The sequence below is a fragment of the Anaerocolumna chitinilytica genome (genome assembly GCF_014218355.1).
GTDB classification, from domain to species: Bacteria; Bacillota; Clostridia; order Lachnospirales; family Lachnospiraceae; genus Anaerocolumna; species Anaerocolumna chitinilytica.
Map to the genome: position 1 here is coordinate 1,818,345 of NZ_AP023368.1, position 18,776 is coordinate 1,837,120.

Genomic DNA, 18,776 nt, shown 5'->3' on the forward strand with positions numbered 1-18,776 from the left:
CAATGGAAGAAAAAATATTAATAGAACATAAAAAAACGCCATTTAAAAGGCTGGTTGCAGCATTGATTATTGGTGAGTTGGGGCTGTATATTTCCCTTTTGACCCCTGTAATGCTGCTTTTGACTTTTAAGATCATGGATATTGACCCTCTGCATGCTGCAGCTTCATTTGGAATGGTTTCTGGAGTCGGTGCACTTTTTGCACTCTCTGCAAATCCTGTAGGTGGTGCTATAAGTGACCGTACATGCTTAAACTTTGGTCGCAGGCGTACATGGATACTTATTGGGTCTGTCCTTGGTTCAATTTCGCTTATTGGAATATTGCTATCAACTAAAGTTTGGATGGTCGTTGTTTTCTGGTGCTGTGTACAGTTGTTTTTCAACTTTGCAATGGCCTCTTATACAGCATTAGTACCTGACCAGGTAGATGAATCGCTACGTGGCTCCATATCCGGAATTCTTGGATTGGTCGCCCCAATTGGCCCAATTCTAGGTATGGTGATTATGACAATTATGGGAAAGGCTCCATTAACTGCAAAGTGGGGAGTATTGGTTGCTATTGGTATAATTTCTGCTATAATAAGTTGTATGATGATAAAAGAAGGTAAGGTAGAGTACAAACAACCGGAAAACGAAAGAGTTAAGTTATCGTTTGGCGAGGCATTATCAAAAATTTATCCCAGTCCACGCAAATATCCGGCATTTACATGGGGCTGGCTGACAAGATTTTTTGTAGCTTTGGCTTATTGCAGCAGTTCCTACAACGCTATGATGCTTATGCAGCGATATCACTTATCACAGCAACAGACAACCGGAATGACAACGCTTATATCAATTGTAGGTATGGCATTTTTGGCCGTGTCCAGTTTGTTTGGAGGAGTACTTTCTGATAAATACAGAAAGCAAAAGCCATTTGTGATATCTTCTGCAATTGTTGTAGGAATGGGGCTTGTCATAAATGCATTTGCACCTACAGTGACTTATATAATAATAGGCTATGCAGTATCCAGCTTTGGCTATGGAATTTACCTAGCTGTTGATATGGCTCTTGTAGCGCGGATTCTGCCCAATAAGGGAGATGCCGCAAAAGACTTTGGAATAATGAACATTGCTAACACAATACCACAATCAATTGTACCTTTTGCTGGCCCTATCCTTCTTGGAATAGGTGGGTGGACATTCTTCTTTGGAGCACTTGCGGTAAACGGTCTACTAAGTGCAATAGCAGTAATACCAATACCGGAAATGTCTCCAAAACCCGTTCAAGAAGTAGTGGAAAGATAATTTTAAAGATTAATAATCGAGAACATTTTGTTACACTTTGCGGAATAATAGAGTTGGAGAGAGATATATGCCTAATATAACAGAAAATATATTAACACAGATCATAAAGGCCTTTAACGGAGTTGCTGGAATTGATGCCATCGTTTAGGGTGGTTCCCGCGCTACAGGCACAGCGAATAAGGATTCCGATATAGATATAGGAATCTACTATGATGAGGCGTCATTTGACCTTACATCATTCAGACAAAAAGCTGTCTCACTTGATGATGAACACCGAATAAATATAATAACCGATCCCGGCGAATGGGGCCCGTGGATTAACGGCGGAGGATGGCTGAAAATTGATGGCATTGCTGTGGATATTCTTTTCAGGGATACCCGAAAAGTTATTACTGTGATTGATGATTGTATTGATGGAAAAATCTCGATTGACTATCAATGCGGTCATCCGTTTGGGTTTGTGAACTCTATTTACATGGGAGAGGTTGCATATTGCATAATTTTGAGCAGCAATAACAGCCTTATCTCGGAACAGAAAAAAAGGCTTATAGAATTACCTAAAAGCTACCAGACAGCTACCATAGAAAAATTCTTATGGGAATGTGAGTTTTCCCTACAGTGCGGGACGAAGGCAATCGGTAAAGGAGATGTTCTATATGCTGCCGGTTCACTGTTTCGGTGTGCAGTCAGCTTACTGCAAGTTCTGTATGCCATAAATGGGATGTATATGCTTAACGAAAAAGGCAGTCTGGGGCGACTGCTAAGGCAAAAAGAAGCATTTATCCCAAAAGATTTTGCGAACGCCGTGGAAGCAGCATTATCTGGTTTAAGTAAAAATACTATACAAGACTGTATTGATAGAATTCAGGCGCAATATAACGAAATATCTAGTTACAGCAGGCAAATATTATAGATGTATTTAAATTCCCATTTGTAGTTGAGTTATTCCGCCAGCAATTTTACTGGACTTGAGTAAAATGCTTGCAATAATCACTGTGGTGTTGCTTGCAAGGAACCTGGTTGACCACAGTATGTAACGGATTTGAAGCTTAAAATGAAAAAGAATCGGGTTTGAAAAATGTGTTTTTCAGCCCGATTTTTTTGCTTTTTTCAGATGACGAAGAGAATTTGCTGGGATGTAAATTCACAAAACCTAATGTTTAACGCTCCGATAGTAGATTCACTTTATTCCTATATTCATAGTATTATGCCTTTGTTCTCAAGCAATCTTATAGACATGAAAATCTTGCTTTTTTCGTCGCCATTATCTAGCTTGATTCCAGTAATCTCTTTTATTTTCCCTATCCGGTAGAACAAGGTGTTTCTATGGATATTCAGTGCTTTTGCGGCCTCAGCCGGTGCGGATGAGAAATATATATATTGTTTCAATGTGTTAAGAAGAGAAGTGCCATTTTTCCTGTCATAATTTATTAGCAATATAACAGCCGAATGGCAGATATCCATGGGATCATACCTGTCGGATATCATTTCGGAAATAATATACAAGGTACAGTCGTCAAAACATATACAATGAGAGTTCCTTTTCTGGCCGATCTCAAGAGCGTCAAGTGCATAGTGATATTGCTTCTTTGCTTCCGATAGAACGGAAAATTTCTGGCTGATCCCTACATATAAATTATTTTCCTCCAGGAATTTGGGAAAAGTGCCATTTGGTGAATTAAATAACCCCGCATAGAGAATTTCGTCAACAAATGCAACTATAGCTGAGTTATAGATAATACGCTGCCCCACCGGAATATAAGACTTTAATCTTTGAAAAACAACGGATACTTTACTGTCAAATGCTTCCTGCATACTGCTGCAGATAACTAAAATGTATATGAAATTCGACCTGATCCAATTTAGGTTTGATTTCATACCGTGTAATGTATTATCGTCCGTTCTGCCCTCAATAAGGTCGGAAAGAATATAAGTTGGGTTATGATTGTTATCGAGGTTTAAGAGAATATTACGTTGAAGTTGGGCAGCTAATAGACCACGAAGTTTTTCAATCAGCATATAATCTATTTCCTGAAATGCCATACCCTCTTCAAGGACTAGAAAACTGGCCACCTCAATGATGTCTATTTTTACAGAAGCAATAAGCATGCCTTGGAACAAGGACTTATCCTTCTGGCTAAAATATAAAATTGGTTTTTTATCTTCCGGTGAATGGTTAGAGTAAATCAAATCTTTGGAAACTTTGCTGAGATATTGGCTGCCGTTATCGCTATATTCAAACTGAAATACACTACTTGTATCATATGATGCGGCAAGAACTTTGAAGCTTGAATCATACAGCATCAACGGGCGGCCGAAAATCTTTCTTGCTTTATCAATTAAGGTTTGCAAACTCTTATTTGCAAAAAAAACATCAGAGAGTTCCTGCATATACAAAGCAACTTTTATTTCAGGATCACTTATTTCCGTTGAATCACTTTTGTTAAATTCCATAAAGATCTCCTTAGTTGTGCAATAGTCCAATCATGCATGCAATTTATTCAAAACCTTTGAATCTGAGTACATTGCAGAATTATATGTAGTTTAATATTATAATTATTATCAGTCAAGTGATTTATGCAGCTGAGATTGTACAGTAGCACAGTTATCAAAAAATAAGGAGGTAATATTATGGCATCAACTGCAATAACAAATGCAAAAATTTTCAATGGAACAAATATCTTAAGGACAGGTACGGTAGTTTTTGAAGACGGATTGATTACCGACAAAACAAGTGGTGAAATTACCATTGATGGTACTGGCTGTACACTTCTCCCGGGCCTTATTGACTCCCACGTTCATCTTGACTCACTGCATGATTTAGAGGCAGCAGCGCTTTGCGGTGTGACGACTATGCTTGATATGGCTACCAGGTCTGCAACAGCGTTCAATGCATTAAGAAACCATCCAGGTTTACCCAGTATTGAGAGCTGCTATCTGCCGGCATTTCCACCGGGCAGTGATGTCCGCACTAAGATGGGATATCCGGATAATGCAGAAATAAAGAGCAAACAAGAAGCCGTTCAATTTGTCAAGGAACAGATTTCTTCAGGCGCGGCTTATATAAAGATCCTTCTGGAAGAGCAGGGAGTAAGCGGCGGTGCTGAATTCCCGCTCGAACTTATCGTTGCCATTGTTGAGGAAGCTCACCGTTTGGATAAGCGTGTGATTACTCATGCCGTTTCTCCAATATCCTATAAAGTCGCCATAGAGGCTGGCGTGGATGTTTTGACACATATTCCTTTTGCAATACCCTTGCCGCAGCCCATTATAGATGCGATGGCTGTTAAAGGGTGTGTATCGGTGCCGACAATGGGTATGATGAAAGGCATTGTCGAATCGGTTAAAAAGCAAAATCCCCAGGTACCGTTTAACTACGAATTTGTACGGCAGTCGGTTGCGGCAATTCACAAAGCAGGTATAAATATCCTGGCTGGTACAGATTCCAACAACGACCCGACAGCTCCTTGTACGATACCATACGGTTTCGGTCTTCAGACTGAACTATCATTTATGGTTGATGCAGGTTTGACACCTGTTGAGGCACTGCAAAGCGTCACAAACAAACCTTCGGATTATTTTGGACTCAAGGACAGAGGTGTTATTGCTGTCGGACACAGAGCTGACTTACTGCTTGTGAAAGGTGATCCCACGTTGGATATTCAGGCAATAAAGGATGTCAAAGGGGTCTGGATTAGTGGAAAAGCAGTGATATAAAATAATAGAAAGCAGGTGCTATATTCTATTTAAAACCGGATACCTGACAAATAGCGATTCTTAGAATTACCATTACAGAGAATGCAATTAGAGAATATACAAAAAAGTCCGAATTATAGTAATCGGACTTTTTGTATGAAATAAACTTAATACCCTCTAGCAGCGAGCAGATTGATAATCCGATTTCCACTAGGTTGAATACAAAGTCAGTTTAATGCAAAACTTCATAGTTTAGCAATTTTGTCCAAGGTTCGGATCATCTGGGAAGTAAAGCCATACTCATTATCATACCAGGCTATGGTCTTAACTAACTGCATATTTCCGAACGTGCTTACTTCGGTCTGTGTCGGATCAAAGACAGAACCAAACGTGGTCCCTACGATATCGCTGGATACGATTTCATGGTCGTTATAACCAAATGATTCGTTACCAAGAGAGGCTTCTTTCATAGCTTGATTAACTTCTTCAACTGTTACTGACTTCGATAGAATGCTTACAAGTTCTGTTACTGAACCGTCGATTACGGGAACTCTCTGGGCGTGTCCCTGAAGTTTTCCCTTCAATTCAGGAATAACCAATCCGATTGCTTTTGCGGCACCGGTGGTGTGGGGAATAATGTTCGCAGCGGCAGCTCTGGCGGCTCTAAGGTCATTGCCTCTTGGACCATCTACGAGCATTTGGGTGCCGGTATAAGCATGAATTGTAGTCATTGTACCCAGTTCTATTCCAAATTTGTCGTTGAGTACTTTTGCCATAGGAGCCAAACAATTCGTGGTGCAGGAAGCAACAGAAACTATGACATCGTCTTTTGTTAGAGTGTCATCATTCACGTTATAGACAATGGTTTTCATGTTACCGGCGGGGGCGGAGATCAGCACCTTTTTCGCACCGGCTCTTAGATGAGCCTCTGATTTTTCCGCCGAGGTGTAGAAGCCGGTTGATTCGATAACTATATCAACCTGTTCTTCTCCCCATGGAATGTTTTCAGCGTTCTTTTCCGCATATACACGAATTGATTTTCCATTTACAATAATGGAGTTTTCCGAATATTCCACCTCACCCTTAAAAGGACCGAAGGAAGAGTCATACCTGAGTAATTGAGCTAAGACTTTTGGACTTGTAAGATCATTGACTGCGACTACTTCCAAATCGCTGTTGACCTCTAAGATTCTTCGGAATGCCAGACGGCCGATACGGCCAAAACCATTGATACCAATTCTTGTTGCCATAAAATGTTCCTCCTTTATTTTAAATTATATTATCATCTTGCGCTGAATTTTATGCATGGATTGGAAAATCCAGGTCTTTCAGTTATTTGTTTCTTTACTTCTGTACTAGCTTTTTACCTAACTCAAAAGCTTTTTTACAATCTTGAGGAAAAACTTCTTCCTGTCTTTGCGCTTTTTTCTCAGGATCAAACAAATGATTGACATACTTGGAATAGTCAGTGAATTGCTTTGTATCTGTTACAAAGAGAGACTGAGTTGGACCAAATATAACTGACATGGTATTCTCGGTATTTTTAAAGTGTTTTTCATATCCAAGCTTATGAGCAGTTTCTTCATTAACGTTCATTGTATAAATAAAAGCACTGGGAATAGTTTTTCCTAACAAAGAATCTTTTGTTTTAGAATATACCAAATATTGAAATATCAATCTTTCCAGGAAAGATCGTAATGCGCCTGTTACATCAGAAAGATAAACAGGCGATCCCAGTACCAAAGCATCAGCCTCTTTTATCATTTCAAAGATTGGAGTCAAATCATCTTGTAATGCACATTTTCCATAACTTTTTCCGCCGGCAAGCTTACAGGCGAAACAGCTGATACATCCTTTGTAAGAAAGATCATATAGATTAATTATTTCTGTTTGGGCTCCTTCGGATTCAGCTCCTTCCAATGCACTTTTCAGTAGAGTGCCCGTATTCGAATCTTTTCGAGGACTTCCGTTAATTGCTATTACCTTCATAAATGCATCCTCCCTTATCTTTATTTACTTTACAAGCCAAATTGTATATTGTAATATGAAGTTGGTCAAGTATGCACAAATATGTTATATACTAACCTTTAGGTTAGTTAGGTTGAAAAAAAGACAGTTTTTTCAACTACGGATTCAGGAATATCAAATCGAAGATTTGATATTCATAAAAAGGTTAGGAGGCTTTCATTATGGATTTTGAAAATAAATATGGACAATGCCCCATGTTCTATACAATGTCGGTTGTTGAAGGCAAATGGAAATGGGTTATACTATGGAAAATTCATGAAGCTGAAATCATACGCTATAACAAACTGCATGAAGAACTGCAGCCAATAGCACACAGAACATTAAGCAAGCAGTTAAAAGAACTTGAAGCAAATAATCTAATCCATAGAGAGCAATACAACGAAGTTCCTCCCAAGGTAGAATATTCATTAACGGAAGAGGGGAAAACTTTAATACCAATATTGCACCTTATGTTTCAATGGGGAGAAACGCAGCTTAGCAAGCATACACAGGAGTAAGGCGGCTTCAATAGGGTATTCTCTATAGAACCTGACGTTAGGAGATGATTATGAAGAAAGAAATCAAAACAGATTACTATGACAATTTTACATGCATTGCAGGCAAGTGTTCGTTTAATTGCTGTCAAGAGTGGAAGATTGCAGTAGATGATGATACTTATATAAAATGGAATCACTTAAGCTTAACAAAGCAAAATAATGATTATATAGATCAATATGTAAAGCAAAAAGATGGTACACGTGTCATTGCATTGAATGAACAGAAGCAGTGCCCTTTCTTAAATGAACAGAAACTTTGCAATCTGGTATTAAATTTTGGAGATGAAGTTTTGTCTGAAACCTGTGCGATTTTCCCAAGGCAGATACACGAATTTGCAGATAGAAAAGAATATTCTTTGTTACCCGGCTGCCCAGAAGTTGTGGATTTAATGAATCAACAGGATAAAATTTGTTTTACGAAGAATTTGTTTGATCTGGATGAAGACATTTTGTTGCAGATTCGTACGATGATGATTACTATTATGCAAAATCAGCACTTTTCTATTTCAAAGAGTGTGATGATGATTTTTTATATTCTTCTGGACATTTATCAAAACAAATCCGTATTAAAAAAAGAGATAGACGAATATAAGGACAAAGCCATTTTAAAAGAATTATCAGATACCATAGATAACATGCAATTTCTAAGTTTAGATACTTTTGAAGAAAATAATGAACTTTTTTTAGACATAGCTGAAAATTATCGAAAACAAGAGCTATATACCAGTTATCTGGAACCAATAGCTGTGATAGCGGAAAACTTATCGAGAGACTATGATAAGCGTAAAGTGATCGTACAATTACAGAAATTCGATAAGCAGTTTTCTTCTTATGAAAAGTTATTTCGCAATTACCTTGTTGTAGAAATTTTCTCAAATAGTTTGATGCCAGAATCGGATTTGGAAAGTCTAGTTGTTATGATTCAGTGGATTGCTATGGAATATGCGATAATGAGGCACTCAATCTTTCTTAGTTGGTTACTTGAAGAAGAAAAACTATCTTATACTGTGGTACGTAATTATATTGTAGTTATATCACGAATGATGGGATACGACCAAGAAGATATTTGTGAATATCTGGATAAAAGCTTTGAAAACTTAATATGGGAATGGGGATATTTGGCTTTGCTTATTGGGGCGGAATAAGGTGAATGAAACAATGTATGAACATGTAGCGCTCTACCTAATGATATGAGTCGGCATTTGATAGATGGTTAATTAGAATCAGAAAAATACGGTATAACCTGAAAACGTTCCAGCAGAGACCACAATTGTTTTACGATATCCGCAGCAGGTATGGGTAATGAATTGATAATCCACCATTCTAATACGCCAACTATAGCTGAAGACAGAAACTGTATCAAAACCTCACGGCTCATTTCTTGGTCTATGCCTCTGGAATCAACAAGTTCGCCGAGACTCTCCTGAATTGCGGCTGACATGCGCTTTCTGAAAGCGGGAACACCTTTGTTATTGAGCAACGCAGTATATATCGAAGCATGCTGCTCTAAATACTCAAAAGCGTGAATGATAAGATATTTCGAAGGCAAACGATTTGTATCGTCAAGTGGCATGCAGGTTTCGAATAACTTATTAAAATAGTTATCCATACATTTATCCAACAAATCGAACTTATCAATGTAATGCAGATAAACTGTACCACGGCTGACATCAGCTCTATCTGCTATTTCATTGATTGTTATCTGATTAAAATCCTTCTCTGCAAGCAGTTCGGCAAAAGCCTTCATAACCGATTTTTGTGTCTTTAATATACGTCTATCCATGATCCCCCTCCGACTTAGTGAAAGTAAATTTTATTTAGTAATTAAACATAAATCCGAATTTCGTAAATAAATGATCAGATACAGTTTTTTTAACTATTGAATCCATCTAGCACTTTTGTTAACATCATGATATCAGACAGATGTTAATAAGTAAACATGTGTTAAAAAAATATTTAAAAATAGGAGGATTTACTGTGAAAGCTATTGTTTTGAAAGAGTACGGAATTCCGGCGGTTTTACAGGAGCAAGAGGTAAATATACCAGCAATTACAGAAACACAGGTGCTTGTGGAAATGTTTGCAGCATCAATCAATCCGGCAGATTATGTTTTAAGGTCCGGTGCCGTTAAGGACATTCTGCCGGTCCAGTTACCGTACATTCTCGGTGCAGATCTTGCCGGTGTGGTCACGAAAATTGGGAATAAGGTAACGCTTGTGAAACCGGGCGACCGTATCATGGGGATTCCCGTTAACAACGGCGGCGCCTATGCGGATTTTGTAGCAGTGGAAGAAAACGCACTTGCTGCAATTGGTCCGACGCTGTCTATTCAGGAAGCCGCCGCGTTACCAACGGTCGGGTTGACTGCCTGGCAGGCGTTGTATAAATATGGAAAGCTGCAGTCGGGACAGCGTATTCTGATTCATGCAGGCGCAGGCGGTGTGGGTCATATTGCTGTTCAACTTGCCAAGCAAGCAGGCGCTTATGTCATTGCAACAGCACGTGAATATAACCATGATTTTGTACGGCAGTTAGGTGCCGACGAGGTCATTGATTATGCTATAAATGATTTCACTCAAACCATAAGTAGCCCTGTGGATGTTGTCTTGGATATGGTTATGGATAAGAGCACTGCCGTTTTAGATCCTACAATAGGTGAAACCGGTCAAAAAAGCTTCTCTGTATTGAAGGACGGTGGCAAGTTCCTCTCTTTGGTTGCTATGGCTATTAATGAGTATCCGAAAATCCGTGGAATCGAAGCTCAATTTGTCCATGCCGAGCCAAACCACGATGATCTGGTATCTATACTTCAATATGTCCAGGAGCAGAAATTGAAGGTTCATTTGGGTGGGATTTACCCCTTTACTTCCCAGGGATTAACCGAAGCGTATCAAAAATGTGAAATAAATCCCAAAAGAGGAAAGGTCATCATTCAGAGAAAGCAGGGTTAAACTTTAGATAACAGGCTGTGTTCGCCTGAAACTTCCCATAGATATTGATAAAAAATAAATCAACCTTTCGGTTGATTTATTTTTTGATTTCCTGGTAAGTTCACTTTATGATGAAAAATATTTATATATAACATCAATTGTCGCATTAATCAGTCTTTCCATGTCGATTTCGTTTTTCTCGAACACAATCCTATCAACGGTTGCTGATATTAAATCAAAGGTTACAATTGCGGCGGCTTCAATATCAGTCGATTTAAAATTATCTTTCAATTGCTTGAAATGGCCGATTGTTGTCTGCAAGGTTTTTCTCCTTTGCTCATCCAGAATTTCAGCCACTTTGGGATTATAATAGGAGAGTACGTTCAGTTCTCTGTTTAACTCTTTTGATTCCTCATGTACTTTAATAAGATTTTCAATAAGAAGACGCAGCCAGGCCTTACTGTCTGTTTCTAAAAGGTTAAAGTCGTTTAGAACATAGTTTTTTGCCATGTCAAATTTCTCATGATACTTCTCCAGTATTTCCAGAAAAATTGTATCCTTGTCCTTAAAATATGAGTAGAGACTTCCTATTGAAACTTCTGCTCTCTGGGCGATTTCGTTTGTTGTAGTGTTATAATATCCTTTTTCACAAAATAACTGAAGGGCGGAATTAAGAATTTTCTCTTTCATGCCAATACTTCGGGATTGTTTTGGTTTACGGATTGATCTATTTGGTTTTGCCAGGTTTTCAGACTTCATATTCATCAGCTCCTTGTTGAATTTATTGTAAAATGAAGGAGTTATTTTGTCAACATAAATATAAGTATTTACTCATATTTGTATTGACAAACAAGCAATCAAGATTTAATATAATAACATGAGTAAATGCTCACATTAATAACGGAGTGAGGTTCATATGCCTTGCAACAGTACAATTATGGGCAACATACCCCAGGAATACGGAGGTACTCACTGGTAATAGGAAAAGTTAAAACAGAAAAAGAGAAAGAGGGTGATGTAATATGATTTTTATATTAACTTGGGTGGTGGGTCTTGTAGTCGGCTTTTTTACAGCAATGACTAATCCAGATATACATACCTTTGGAGAAGTATGTAGTAACCTGTTATTTTATCAATTAACTGTCTCAATTTCGCTTTCAGGATTGATTGGATTTCTTGGGCATGTTTTCAGATCTGACATAGTTGCCGAGCAAATTGGTTGGAGTAAAGGCAGTCCTTTTCAGAAAGAGCTCGGCTATGCAGAACTTGGTTTTGCTATTGCCGGGATCATGTGCATTTGGAATGGCAAGGAATTCTGGTTTGCTACAATAGTAGCCGTAACACCATTATTTATTCTGGCTGGCATTAATCATATACGAGAAATGGTTGTTAATAAAAATTACCATCATCATAATGCAGTAACTTCAATTCCGGATTTATTAATGCCGCTGTCTTGGATATTCTTATGGATTTACTCAAAATAAAAACCATTGCCAATCCGCTGTGACCAGTCATATTATTGGAGGTGCAAATATCGATTCAGTTCTATTTAAGATTAAAGCCCGAAGCTTTCCTCATTTAGTTCTCCGGGCTTTAATTTTTCCATATAAAATTTTGAAATGCCTCATAAATAATCGATTCTAAAAGTGCGGTTTTACCATCAAAATTAGTGTAAAAGGTAGTTCGATTTACGATTGCTCTTGCGGCAACATTCGGAACACAGGTCTCATCATCGTTTGAATCCTTTTTACGTTTTCTTATAGTTTTATCCAATGTTTAATAGAGCGGAACAATTGTTAGTCAATTTACAAAACAGATTAATAATTTCTTCCAGATTATTGCGCTTTTTATTGGTTATAAATGTTTTTAAAAACATATAAATGGCGCCGGCGAAATAATTTGCTACATACTCTATATTATCTACAGATTTCTCATTTTTCTCAATAATCTGCTTATTGAAAGTACTTAATCTATCTATCAGTTTTTTTTCTAAACCCGCCCACTCTAGCAACTCAAACATCTTAACCTCATTACTCCAATATTTAATCAAAATAGCTGCCAGATCACTTGCATGCAATATCTTACAATCGACTATATTACTCATGAAACAATCCATAACCTCATCTAATTTTAATAAAATAACCTCATCTTTGCTTAGATAGTTTCGATAAAATGTTTGTCTTGCAATTCCTGCGTTATCACTTATATCTTGGATGGAAGTTTCACTATATGCCACCCCCTTTTCCATAAAGTACTGTAAACTGTTAAAAATCAGTTCTTGTGTCCTAACGATCCTCTTATCTGTTTTTTTATGCACCAATTTACCCTCCTTTGTTACATATCATTTTTAGACCATTGACCTTATATTGATATCAGTTTACAATACAATCAAATAAGTTACAAGTGTAAACTAATTTACGTTTGTAACATTAAAAGGGGGATTAATATGAAATAAAATATGACATCTTGCTTTCGTCTAAAACAAAATCGAATATTTTGGAAATAAACACAAAAGAGAGGTTGTCTAAATTGAAATCTGGTGCACTGATATAATAATTGAACGTGGGAGGAAAAATTATGCCTGTATTATTAACAATCTTAATATTGTTGCTTTTATTTGTAATTTATCTTAGTTTTTATTTTTTCTATTCTCCAAAAGTTAAAAAAAAGAACCTGAATATAACGGAGTTATCCGAAACAATAGAAATTGATGGAGTAACCCGGTCATTTCATGCAGTAATTCCAAAAGCGCATGTAGAAAAAATGCCTCTAATCTTTGTATTTCATGGAACTATGCAAAAAGGTAAAACAATTCGTAAGGCGGTCGGTTATGAATTTGATGAAATTGCGGAAAGCAATGGCGTCATCATTGTTTATCCGGATGCCTATAAAGGAAGCTGGAACGATGCAAGGAAAGTTGGGGATTATCCCGCCAGAATTGAAAATATCGACGAAACGAAATTCGTAAAGCAAATGATTGCATATTTCGAATCAAAATATCATGTTGATCCACACTGTGTCTTTGGTGTTGGATTTTCCAACGGTGGCCAATTAATTCATCGGCTAGCCTCTAATATTTCTCAGGAATTTAAAGGATTAGCGGCCATAATGGCAACGCATCCAACTATGGATAATTTTATCGGTAATGGAACGGGCGGTGAAGTTCCTATGCTTCTTGTAGCAGGAACTGACGATCATACCGTACCCTATCATGGAGGCCTTATTCAGTTATTTTTTTTGAAACCAAGGGGTTTGGCGATGTCAGCCTACAAAACTGCCGAGTTCTATGCCAAAAGAAATGGTATTAGCAGTCCCCCAACAGTTGAATTTCTCCCGCACCTGGAGCAATCAGGAAATACTGCCGTTATCCGCGCCACTTATCGCGATACCGATAAAAAAACGGTAGAACTATATACGGCGGCAGGTATTGGCCATGTCTTTCCAAATAAGTATAATAGGTTTCCGCGAATAATGGGGAAATCGACCTTTGACTTGGATACACCATATGTAATATGGAGTTTTTTTAAGCAGTATATTTAAACTCTAACAATCATTAAATATTCTGGAGGCAAAACCTATGTCAACTATTATTAATCCTGCATGTAAGTGCATCAATAAAAAATGTAAAAACCACGGAAATTGTAAAGCCTGCCAAGCAACACATAAAGCACGGCCACTGAATAATCAATCTTACTGCAAAGCCGGGCCTGTTAAATTCGTAGTCAGAGGATTGGTTGAAAAACTTCATTTCTAAATTTCAAGTGAATTTTCAGCACGATTGCACGCAATGCATGGTGTGAGTGCAATGGTAATACGACTTGATTTTACCCTTCGGCATGTGTTTATGCATACATATCGAAGGGTTTTTTATTGGAAATATTTGATATTAATCACAAAGAACAAGGAAATCTGGGAAATATTGTACTTTTGTTGAAATAACTTTATCAAAGATATACAATTACGATAATATTGTTGTTTATGAAAAAAGAGCATTCTAAGACAAGCATATATTCCTGTTATTTGATATTATGTGTTCAGGGAGGTGTAAAACAAAATGCATGCATGGGAACAAATTCAAATTACAATTGATTTCATTGAAGACCATCTGAATCAAGAAATTAGTATTGCAACTTTAGCGGAAAAAGCGGGGTTATCGCAGTTTTACTACCAGAGATTATTTCATAGGTTAGTAAAGAAACCGGTTGCGGAATATATCAGACTTCGACGTATGACAAAAGCGGTTGACATTTTACTGGATAAAAAACAACGGATACTTGATATTGCACTGGAACTTGGGTTTGAAACACATGAGCATTTCTCACGAACTTTCAAAAACACTTATGGGATGACTCCAAACGAATACAGGAGAAATCCTCAAATTTTAAATCGTATGACAAAGCCCGAGCTTCTATTGAATTATGTACTTATTGATGAAGGTGTACCTTTAATAACTAATGGTATAGTGATTGAGATTAACCGGAGACATTTTGATCTGGATGTTACATATATAGGGTTTACAAAGAAGTTATCGCTTGAATATGGAGCTGGGCTTGGAGTTGACCCGGGTGTTGATATACTAGGTACTCTATGGGAAGAGATACATGCATATAAAAATCAGGTACGGAGTATGGTAGTAGGTTCTGAAGAAGTCGGAGTTATGTTACCTTGCTCTGAAAATGGGTTTTACAACTACTTCGCTGGAATACGTGCTAATGTAAATAATTGTGAGATGGAAAGCAAGATTGAACAATGGATACAGCCACAGGGTGAATACATTGTTTGCTCATTTGAAGCAGAGAATTTTGATTTATTAGTTTCAGATGCGCTATATAAAGCACAACAATATTTATTTAGTACATGGTTACCTAATCACAAACTTCAGACAGAGGCGTTTTGTATGGAATATTATGAAACACATACTCCCGAGACAACAAAGATGGAATTATGGATGAAATTAATGGAAGCATGAAATAATGTGATGAATTAGCGCAATGCCATTATAGCATTCGGTTTTAATATTTTGAAAAGAAATAATATAGTCATATAGATTTTACATATTTATAAAAATAACCATATTGGTATAAAGAATAATCATGTTTTATAGAAAGGGAATATGCATATGTATAATGAAAAGTGTAATATCGAAGTTATAACAGTTTTGGAAGATATTATAGTTTATGGGTTGAATTTACAGAGTTCTGGCTTGCCGATTAATTTTAATAGTCTTGGAGTGATGTGGGACAAATACACGGAGGATATAAAGAATAGTACTCCGAATCGTGTAGATAAAGAGATTGAATATGCAGTTTGCTTGAATAAAGTGCCAGACTATATAGTTGGTGTTGAAGTAACTGAAATCCAAGAAGCGGAGGCAGGATTCAAGAGTTTTACAATTCCAGCAGGAAAGTATATAAAGGTAGAATTTAATGGAGAAAATCATCAAGACATGGTGGATACGAAGTTAATGGCAAGACAAAAAGAAGCTAAGAAATGGGCAAAGAATGAAAAGATTAAACTGAATAATGAATGTACATTGGAAGTTTATCCAAAGCAAACGGTTGAGCTTGAGTATCCTGAGATGTATTGCTTGTTTCCAATTCTATAGATGAAATATTAAGGGTGGCAGTCGATATGTTTTCTCAATTAGACAGTTCCAATGACATCAAACCTATCCTCTCAAGCATGCGGTATGGACTGGAGATGCTGATTTGGTAAAGCATCTCATATGTTGCTTGTTATGATTATGCAGAAATTGCAAAATTTCTTTTAAGTCATGGTGCAGACCCGGATGATGAATCCCAAAAGGAAGAAACTGCGTTCTCCATTGCGGAGAAGAAAAAAACAAAAATATTGTTAATCTATTTCAGCATTTCTAAGATGCAAAACCTATTAGACTGAAATACATAATGCTACCAAGAGGGTACCAGCTTCAAGCGGCATCTTTATTGAACGTACAAGGCATGTTGAGACAGTGGTTCTTTTATCCAACAAAAAGAAAAAGGCATATCATGTTGAAATAGAAATGAAATCGTAAGAATAATGGGAGAGCAAGATGGTTAATTCAAAGGAATGGGATTGGGAACATGAAAAAGGTGGCTACTGGTTGGAACCGTGTGAAGAATGCTATTACTATATAAAAAAGTGGAAAAATGAAGGCAGGCATTCTATTTTGGATTTGGGTTGTGGATTAGGAAGGCATTCTATTGAATTTGCAAAAAGTGGATTTAAGGTAACCGCAGTAGATTTATCTGAATATGGAGTTAGCCATTTAAAAGATTGGCAGAAAAAAGAGAATCTAGATATTCTGACAAAAAAATGTGATATGAAGAAATTACCCTTTTCAGATAATGCCTTTGACTGTATTTGGGCATATCATGTTATTTCACATACAGATACAGAAGGATTTCTTGAAATATTAAATGAGGTAGAAAGAGTTCTAAAACCTAATGGAACAATTTATCTAACAATGTGTTCGAAAGAAACTTGGTCGTTTAGGGAAGCGAATTTTGAACATATTGATGAGAATACAATAATTAAATCAATGGATGGACCTGAAAAAGATGTTCCACATTACTATGTTGATTTGGACGACATTATTCGTTTATTCAAGAAATTTTCGCTTAATCGCATTAGACATATTGATGATTGCTTTATTGAAAATAGAAAACAGAATAGTATGCATTATTATATAGATGCTACATTGAATAAGAATAAGAATGAATTAGACTATTCAGACATTATTGGAAAAAAAGTATCTGGAACTATTGATAGACCAATGGGAACTACTCACCCAAAGCATTCAGATATTTTTTATGAAGTAAATTATGGTTATGTAGATGGGATAATTGCAGGAGATGGTGCTGAACAAGATATCTATTTACTTGGTGTTGATGAGCCTGTATCGAGGTATGAAGGGGTTGTTATAGCAGTCATACATAGAAATAATGATATAGAGGATAAATGGGTTGTTGCTCCTCAAGGAAAAATCTTTTCTAATGAGGAGATTTTAGAAAAGACAATGTTTCAAGAAAAATACTTTGATACAGAATTATATAGATAGTGAAGAATTGAAATGATATTTGTTATGCCGTTCAAAAATAAAATAAGATATAATTAATATGGGAATGGGGATATTTGGCTTTGCTTATTGGGACGGAATAAGGTGAATTAAGGTTTGAAAAAGTTTTTAGAGAAATAATGGATTGGCTTCCTGATAAATATATAATTTCGGAGGAGTTGGAGAGAACGAAAGAAAGTAGGAGTGAAGGGCATACTAATGGCAAAAAATGATAATATGCTGGCAATTTTATGGATGTTAAATTCAGGAGCAAAAATAACTGCGAAGCAAATAGCGGAAAAATTAGAAATAAATATACGAACCGTTTACCGTTATATTGATTCGCTCTGCGCAAGCGGAGTACCGATTGTATCAGATGCAGGACAGAATGGTGGATATAGTTTACTGAACAATTTTATCCATGCACCTTTGTTTTTTAATTTGGAAGAGCAAAAAGTGCTGCTTCATGCTGCTGTATTTGCGAAAGAAGCTGGATACCCTTTTAGTGAGTCGCTAAACAATGCAACTCAAAAACTAAAAATGTATTCAAACCGGGAACAGGAAAGTGCTCTCAATCGCCATTTAGCTGGTTTCGAAGTAATTCATCGTGATATTGCTCCATCTGTTAAGCTGAAGTTGGAAGAGTTGGAGAAGGCTGTAGCAAACGAATATTCTATAGAAATTGATTACCGCACAGGTCATGAAGAACAACCACGGACAAGAGTGATTGACCCTTATGGAATGCTTTATTGGAACAATAAATGGTATACCGTTGGATTTTGCCATCTTCGAAATGAAATTAGAAGCTTTCGTGCTGAACGGATTTTACAGATAAAGCGGACACAAAGGATATTTAAACGTCCTGATGCCTTTTCCGCCAGGGAATTTTTTCTTCATAATCTTTTACCTGACCCAGATAGTAAGAATGGAATGGTTTCAATCATTATCAGTGGCAGATCAGAAGCATTGGACGATTTGTGCATTCATTGGTTTTTAGGTCATCATCTAAAAGAGAGGACTCCAAATCAAGCAGTATTTTTACTTGACGAAGGAGCAATTCATGCATATGTACCTTATTTTCTTCTGCCGTATGGAAAGGCTATTCGAGTAATCGAACCGCAGAGTTTGAAGAAAAGGCTCGTTTCTGTTGCATCAGAAATAATGGATTATTATCAATTATAGAAAGCTTCACTGACAGTAGTTGTCAGTGAAGTTGTTTTATTATGGAGATAGTCATTGATCTTA

The 18,776-nt window shown here is 36.9% G+C and carries 19 protein-coding genes; 12 read left to right on the forward strand and 7 right to left on the reverse strand.

Annotation, left to right across the window (positions count from 1 at the left end; all coding sequences use genetic code 11):
• Window positions 1-2: 2 nt before the first annotated feature.
• Both bsdcttw_RS07860 and bsdcttw_RS07865 read left to right on the forward strand, forming a co-directional pair.
• Window positions 3-1,283, forward strand: coding sequence for an MFS transporter (locus bsdcttw_RS07860; RefSeq protein ID WP_185258828.1), 1,281 nt, complete (start codon window positions 3-5; stop codon window positions 1,281-1,283).
• A 355-nt stretch (window positions 1,284-1,638) separates the two neighbouring features.
• Complete coding sequence (locus bsdcttw_RS07865; protein ID WP_230989132.1) at window positions 1,639-2,196, forward strand: hypothetical protein; 558 nt, start codon at window positions 1,639-1,641, stop codon at window positions 2,194-2,196.
• Between the two features lie 284 nt (window positions 2,197-2,480).
• On the opposite strand, the gene bsdcttw_RS07870 is transcribed toward bsdcttw_RS07865, so the two are convergent.
• On the reverse strand, window positions 2,481-3,737 hold the full coding sequence (locus bsdcttw_RS07870) for a PucR family transcriptional regulator (protein WP_185258829.1): 1,257 nt from the start codon (window positions 3,735-3,737) through the stop codon (window positions 2,481-2,483).
• A 177-nt stretch (window positions 3,738-3,914) separates the two neighbouring features.
• Between bsdcttw_RS07870 and bsdcttw_RS07875 the strand changes: the two genes are divergently transcribed.
• Window positions 3,915-5,000 (forward strand): amidohydrolase family protein, encoded by a 1,086-nt coding sequence (locus bsdcttw_RS07875; protein ID WP_185258830.1) that lies wholly within the window; start codon window positions 3,915-3,917, stop codon window positions 4,998-5,000.
• Window positions 5,001-5,224: 224 nt separating this feature from the next.
• Here the strand turns inward: bsdcttw_RS07875 and gap are convergent, their stop codons facing one another.
• Both gap and bsdcttw_RS07885 read right to left on the reverse strand, forming a co-directional pair.
• Window positions 5,225-6,229: a type I glyceraldehyde-3-phosphate dehydrogenase gene (gene gap, locus bsdcttw_RS07880; protein WP_185258831.1), complete on the reverse strand. Its 1,005-nt coding sequence runs from the start codon at window positions 6,227-6,229 to the stop codon at window positions 5,225-5,227.
• 94 nt (window positions 6,230-6,323) lie between these two features.
• On the reverse strand, window positions 6,324-6,968 hold the full coding sequence (locus bsdcttw_RS07885; protein WP_185258832.1) for a flavodoxin family protein: 645 nt from the start codon (window positions 6,966-6,968) through the stop codon (window positions 6,324-6,326).
• Window positions 6,969-7,168: 200 nt separating this feature from the next.
• On the opposite strand from bsdcttw_RS07885, the gene bsdcttw_RS07890 reads away from it, so the two are divergent.
• Together bsdcttw_RS07890 and fliB are read left to right on the forward strand one after the other, a co-directional pair.
• On the forward strand, window positions 7,169-7,504 hold the full coding sequence (locus bsdcttw_RS07890; protein ID WP_185258833.1) for a winged helix-turn-helix transcriptional regulator: 336 nt from the start codon (window positions 7,169-7,171) through the stop codon (window positions 7,502-7,504).
• Between the two features lie 50 nt (window positions 7,505-7,554).
• Window positions 7,555-8,688: a flagellin lysine-N-methylase gene (gene fliB / locus bsdcttw_RS07895; protein WP_185258834.1), complete on the forward strand. Its 1,134-nt coding sequence runs from the start codon at window positions 7,555-7,557 to the stop codon at window positions 8,686-8,688.
• 68 nt (window positions 8,689-8,756) lie between these two features.
• Here the strand turns inward: fliB and bsdcttw_RS07900 are convergent, their stop codons facing one another.
• Window positions 8,757-9,326, reverse strand: a complete 570-nt coding sequence (locus bsdcttw_RS07900) for a TetR/AcrR family transcriptional regulator (protein WP_185258835.1) — start codon at window positions 9,324-9,326, stop codon at window positions 8,757-8,759.
• A 194-nt stretch (window positions 9,327-9,520) separates the two neighbouring features.
• Between bsdcttw_RS07900 and bsdcttw_RS07905 the strand changes: the two genes are divergently transcribed.
• The gene (locus bsdcttw_RS07905) at window positions 9,521-10,495 is read left to right on the forward strand and encodes an NADP-dependent oxidoreductase (protein WP_185258836.1); all 975 of its coding nucleotides are present in this window, start codon (window positions 9,521-9,523) and stop codon (window positions 10,493-10,495) included.
• Window positions 10,496-10,600: 105 nt separating this feature from the next.
• On the opposite strand, the gene bsdcttw_RS07910 is transcribed toward bsdcttw_RS07905, so the two are convergent.
• A complete protein-coding gene (locus bsdcttw_RS07910; RefSeq protein WP_185258837.1) occupies window positions 10,601-11,233 on the reverse strand; it encodes a TetR/AcrR family transcriptional regulator in 633 nt (210 codons plus the stop codon).
• A 263-nt stretch (window positions 11,234-11,496) separates the two neighbouring features.
• On the opposite strand from bsdcttw_RS07910, the gene bsdcttw_RS07915 reads away from it, so the two are divergent.
• Entirely contained in the window at window positions 11,497-11,958 is a 462-nt protein-coding gene (locus tag bsdcttw_RS07915) for a DUF6790 family protein (RefSeq protein WP_185258838.1), read from the forward strand.
• Between the two features lie 109 nt (window positions 11,959-12,067).
• Here the strand turns inward: bsdcttw_RS07915 and bsdcttw_RS25490 are convergent, their stop codons facing one another.
• Entirely contained in the window at window positions 12,068-12,247 is a 180-nt protein-coding gene (locus tag bsdcttw_RS25490; RefSeq protein ID WP_185258839.1) for a TetR family transcriptional regulator, read from the reverse strand.
• The gene (locus bsdcttw_RS07925) at window positions 12,240-12,791 is read right to left on the reverse strand and encodes a TetR/AcrR family transcriptional regulator (RefSeq protein WP_185258840.1); all 552 of its coding nucleotides are present in this window, start codon (window positions 12,789-12,791) and stop codon (window positions 12,240-12,242) included. The genes bsdcttw_RS25490 and bsdcttw_RS07925 overlap by 8 nt, the downstream gene beginning before the upstream one ends.
• Window positions 12,792-13,051: 260 nt before the next feature.
• Between bsdcttw_RS07925 and bsdcttw_RS07930 the strand changes: the two genes are divergently transcribed.
• The 5 genes from bsdcttw_RS07930 (at window position 13,052) to bsdcttw_RS07955 (ending at window position 18,713) form a co-directional block, all read left to right on the forward strand.
• Window positions 13,052-14,014, forward strand: a complete 963-nt coding sequence (locus bsdcttw_RS07930; protein WP_185258841.1) for an alpha/beta hydrolase family esterase — start codon at window positions 13,052-13,054, stop codon at window positions 14,012-14,014.
• Window positions 14,015-14,528: 514 nt separating this feature from the next.
• On the forward strand, window positions 14,529-15,443 hold the full coding sequence (locus tag bsdcttw_RS07935) for an AraC family transcriptional regulator (RefSeq protein ID WP_185258842.1): 915 nt from the start codon (window positions 14,529-14,531) through the stop codon (window positions 15,441-15,443).
• Between the two features lie 150 nt (window positions 15,444-15,593).
• Window positions 15,594-16,079, forward strand: coding sequence for a GyrI-like domain-containing protein (locus bsdcttw_RS07940; RefSeq protein WP_185258843.1), 486 nt, complete (start codon window positions 15,594-15,596; stop codon window positions 16,077-16,079).
• A gap of 447 nt (window positions 16,080-16,526) precedes the next feature.
• On the forward strand, window positions 16,527-17,534 hold the full coding sequence (locus tag bsdcttw_RS25315) for a class I SAM-dependent methyltransferase (RefSeq protein ID WP_330602406.1): 1,008 nt from the start codon (window positions 16,527-16,529) through the stop codon (window positions 17,532-17,534).
• 216 nt (window positions 17,535-17,750) lie between these two features.
• A complete protein-coding gene (locus bsdcttw_RS07955; RefSeq protein WP_185258844.1) occupies window positions 17,751-18,713 on the forward strand; it encodes a helix-turn-helix transcriptional regulator in 963 nt (320 codons plus the stop codon).
• Window positions 18,714-18,776: the final 63 nt, after the last annotated feature.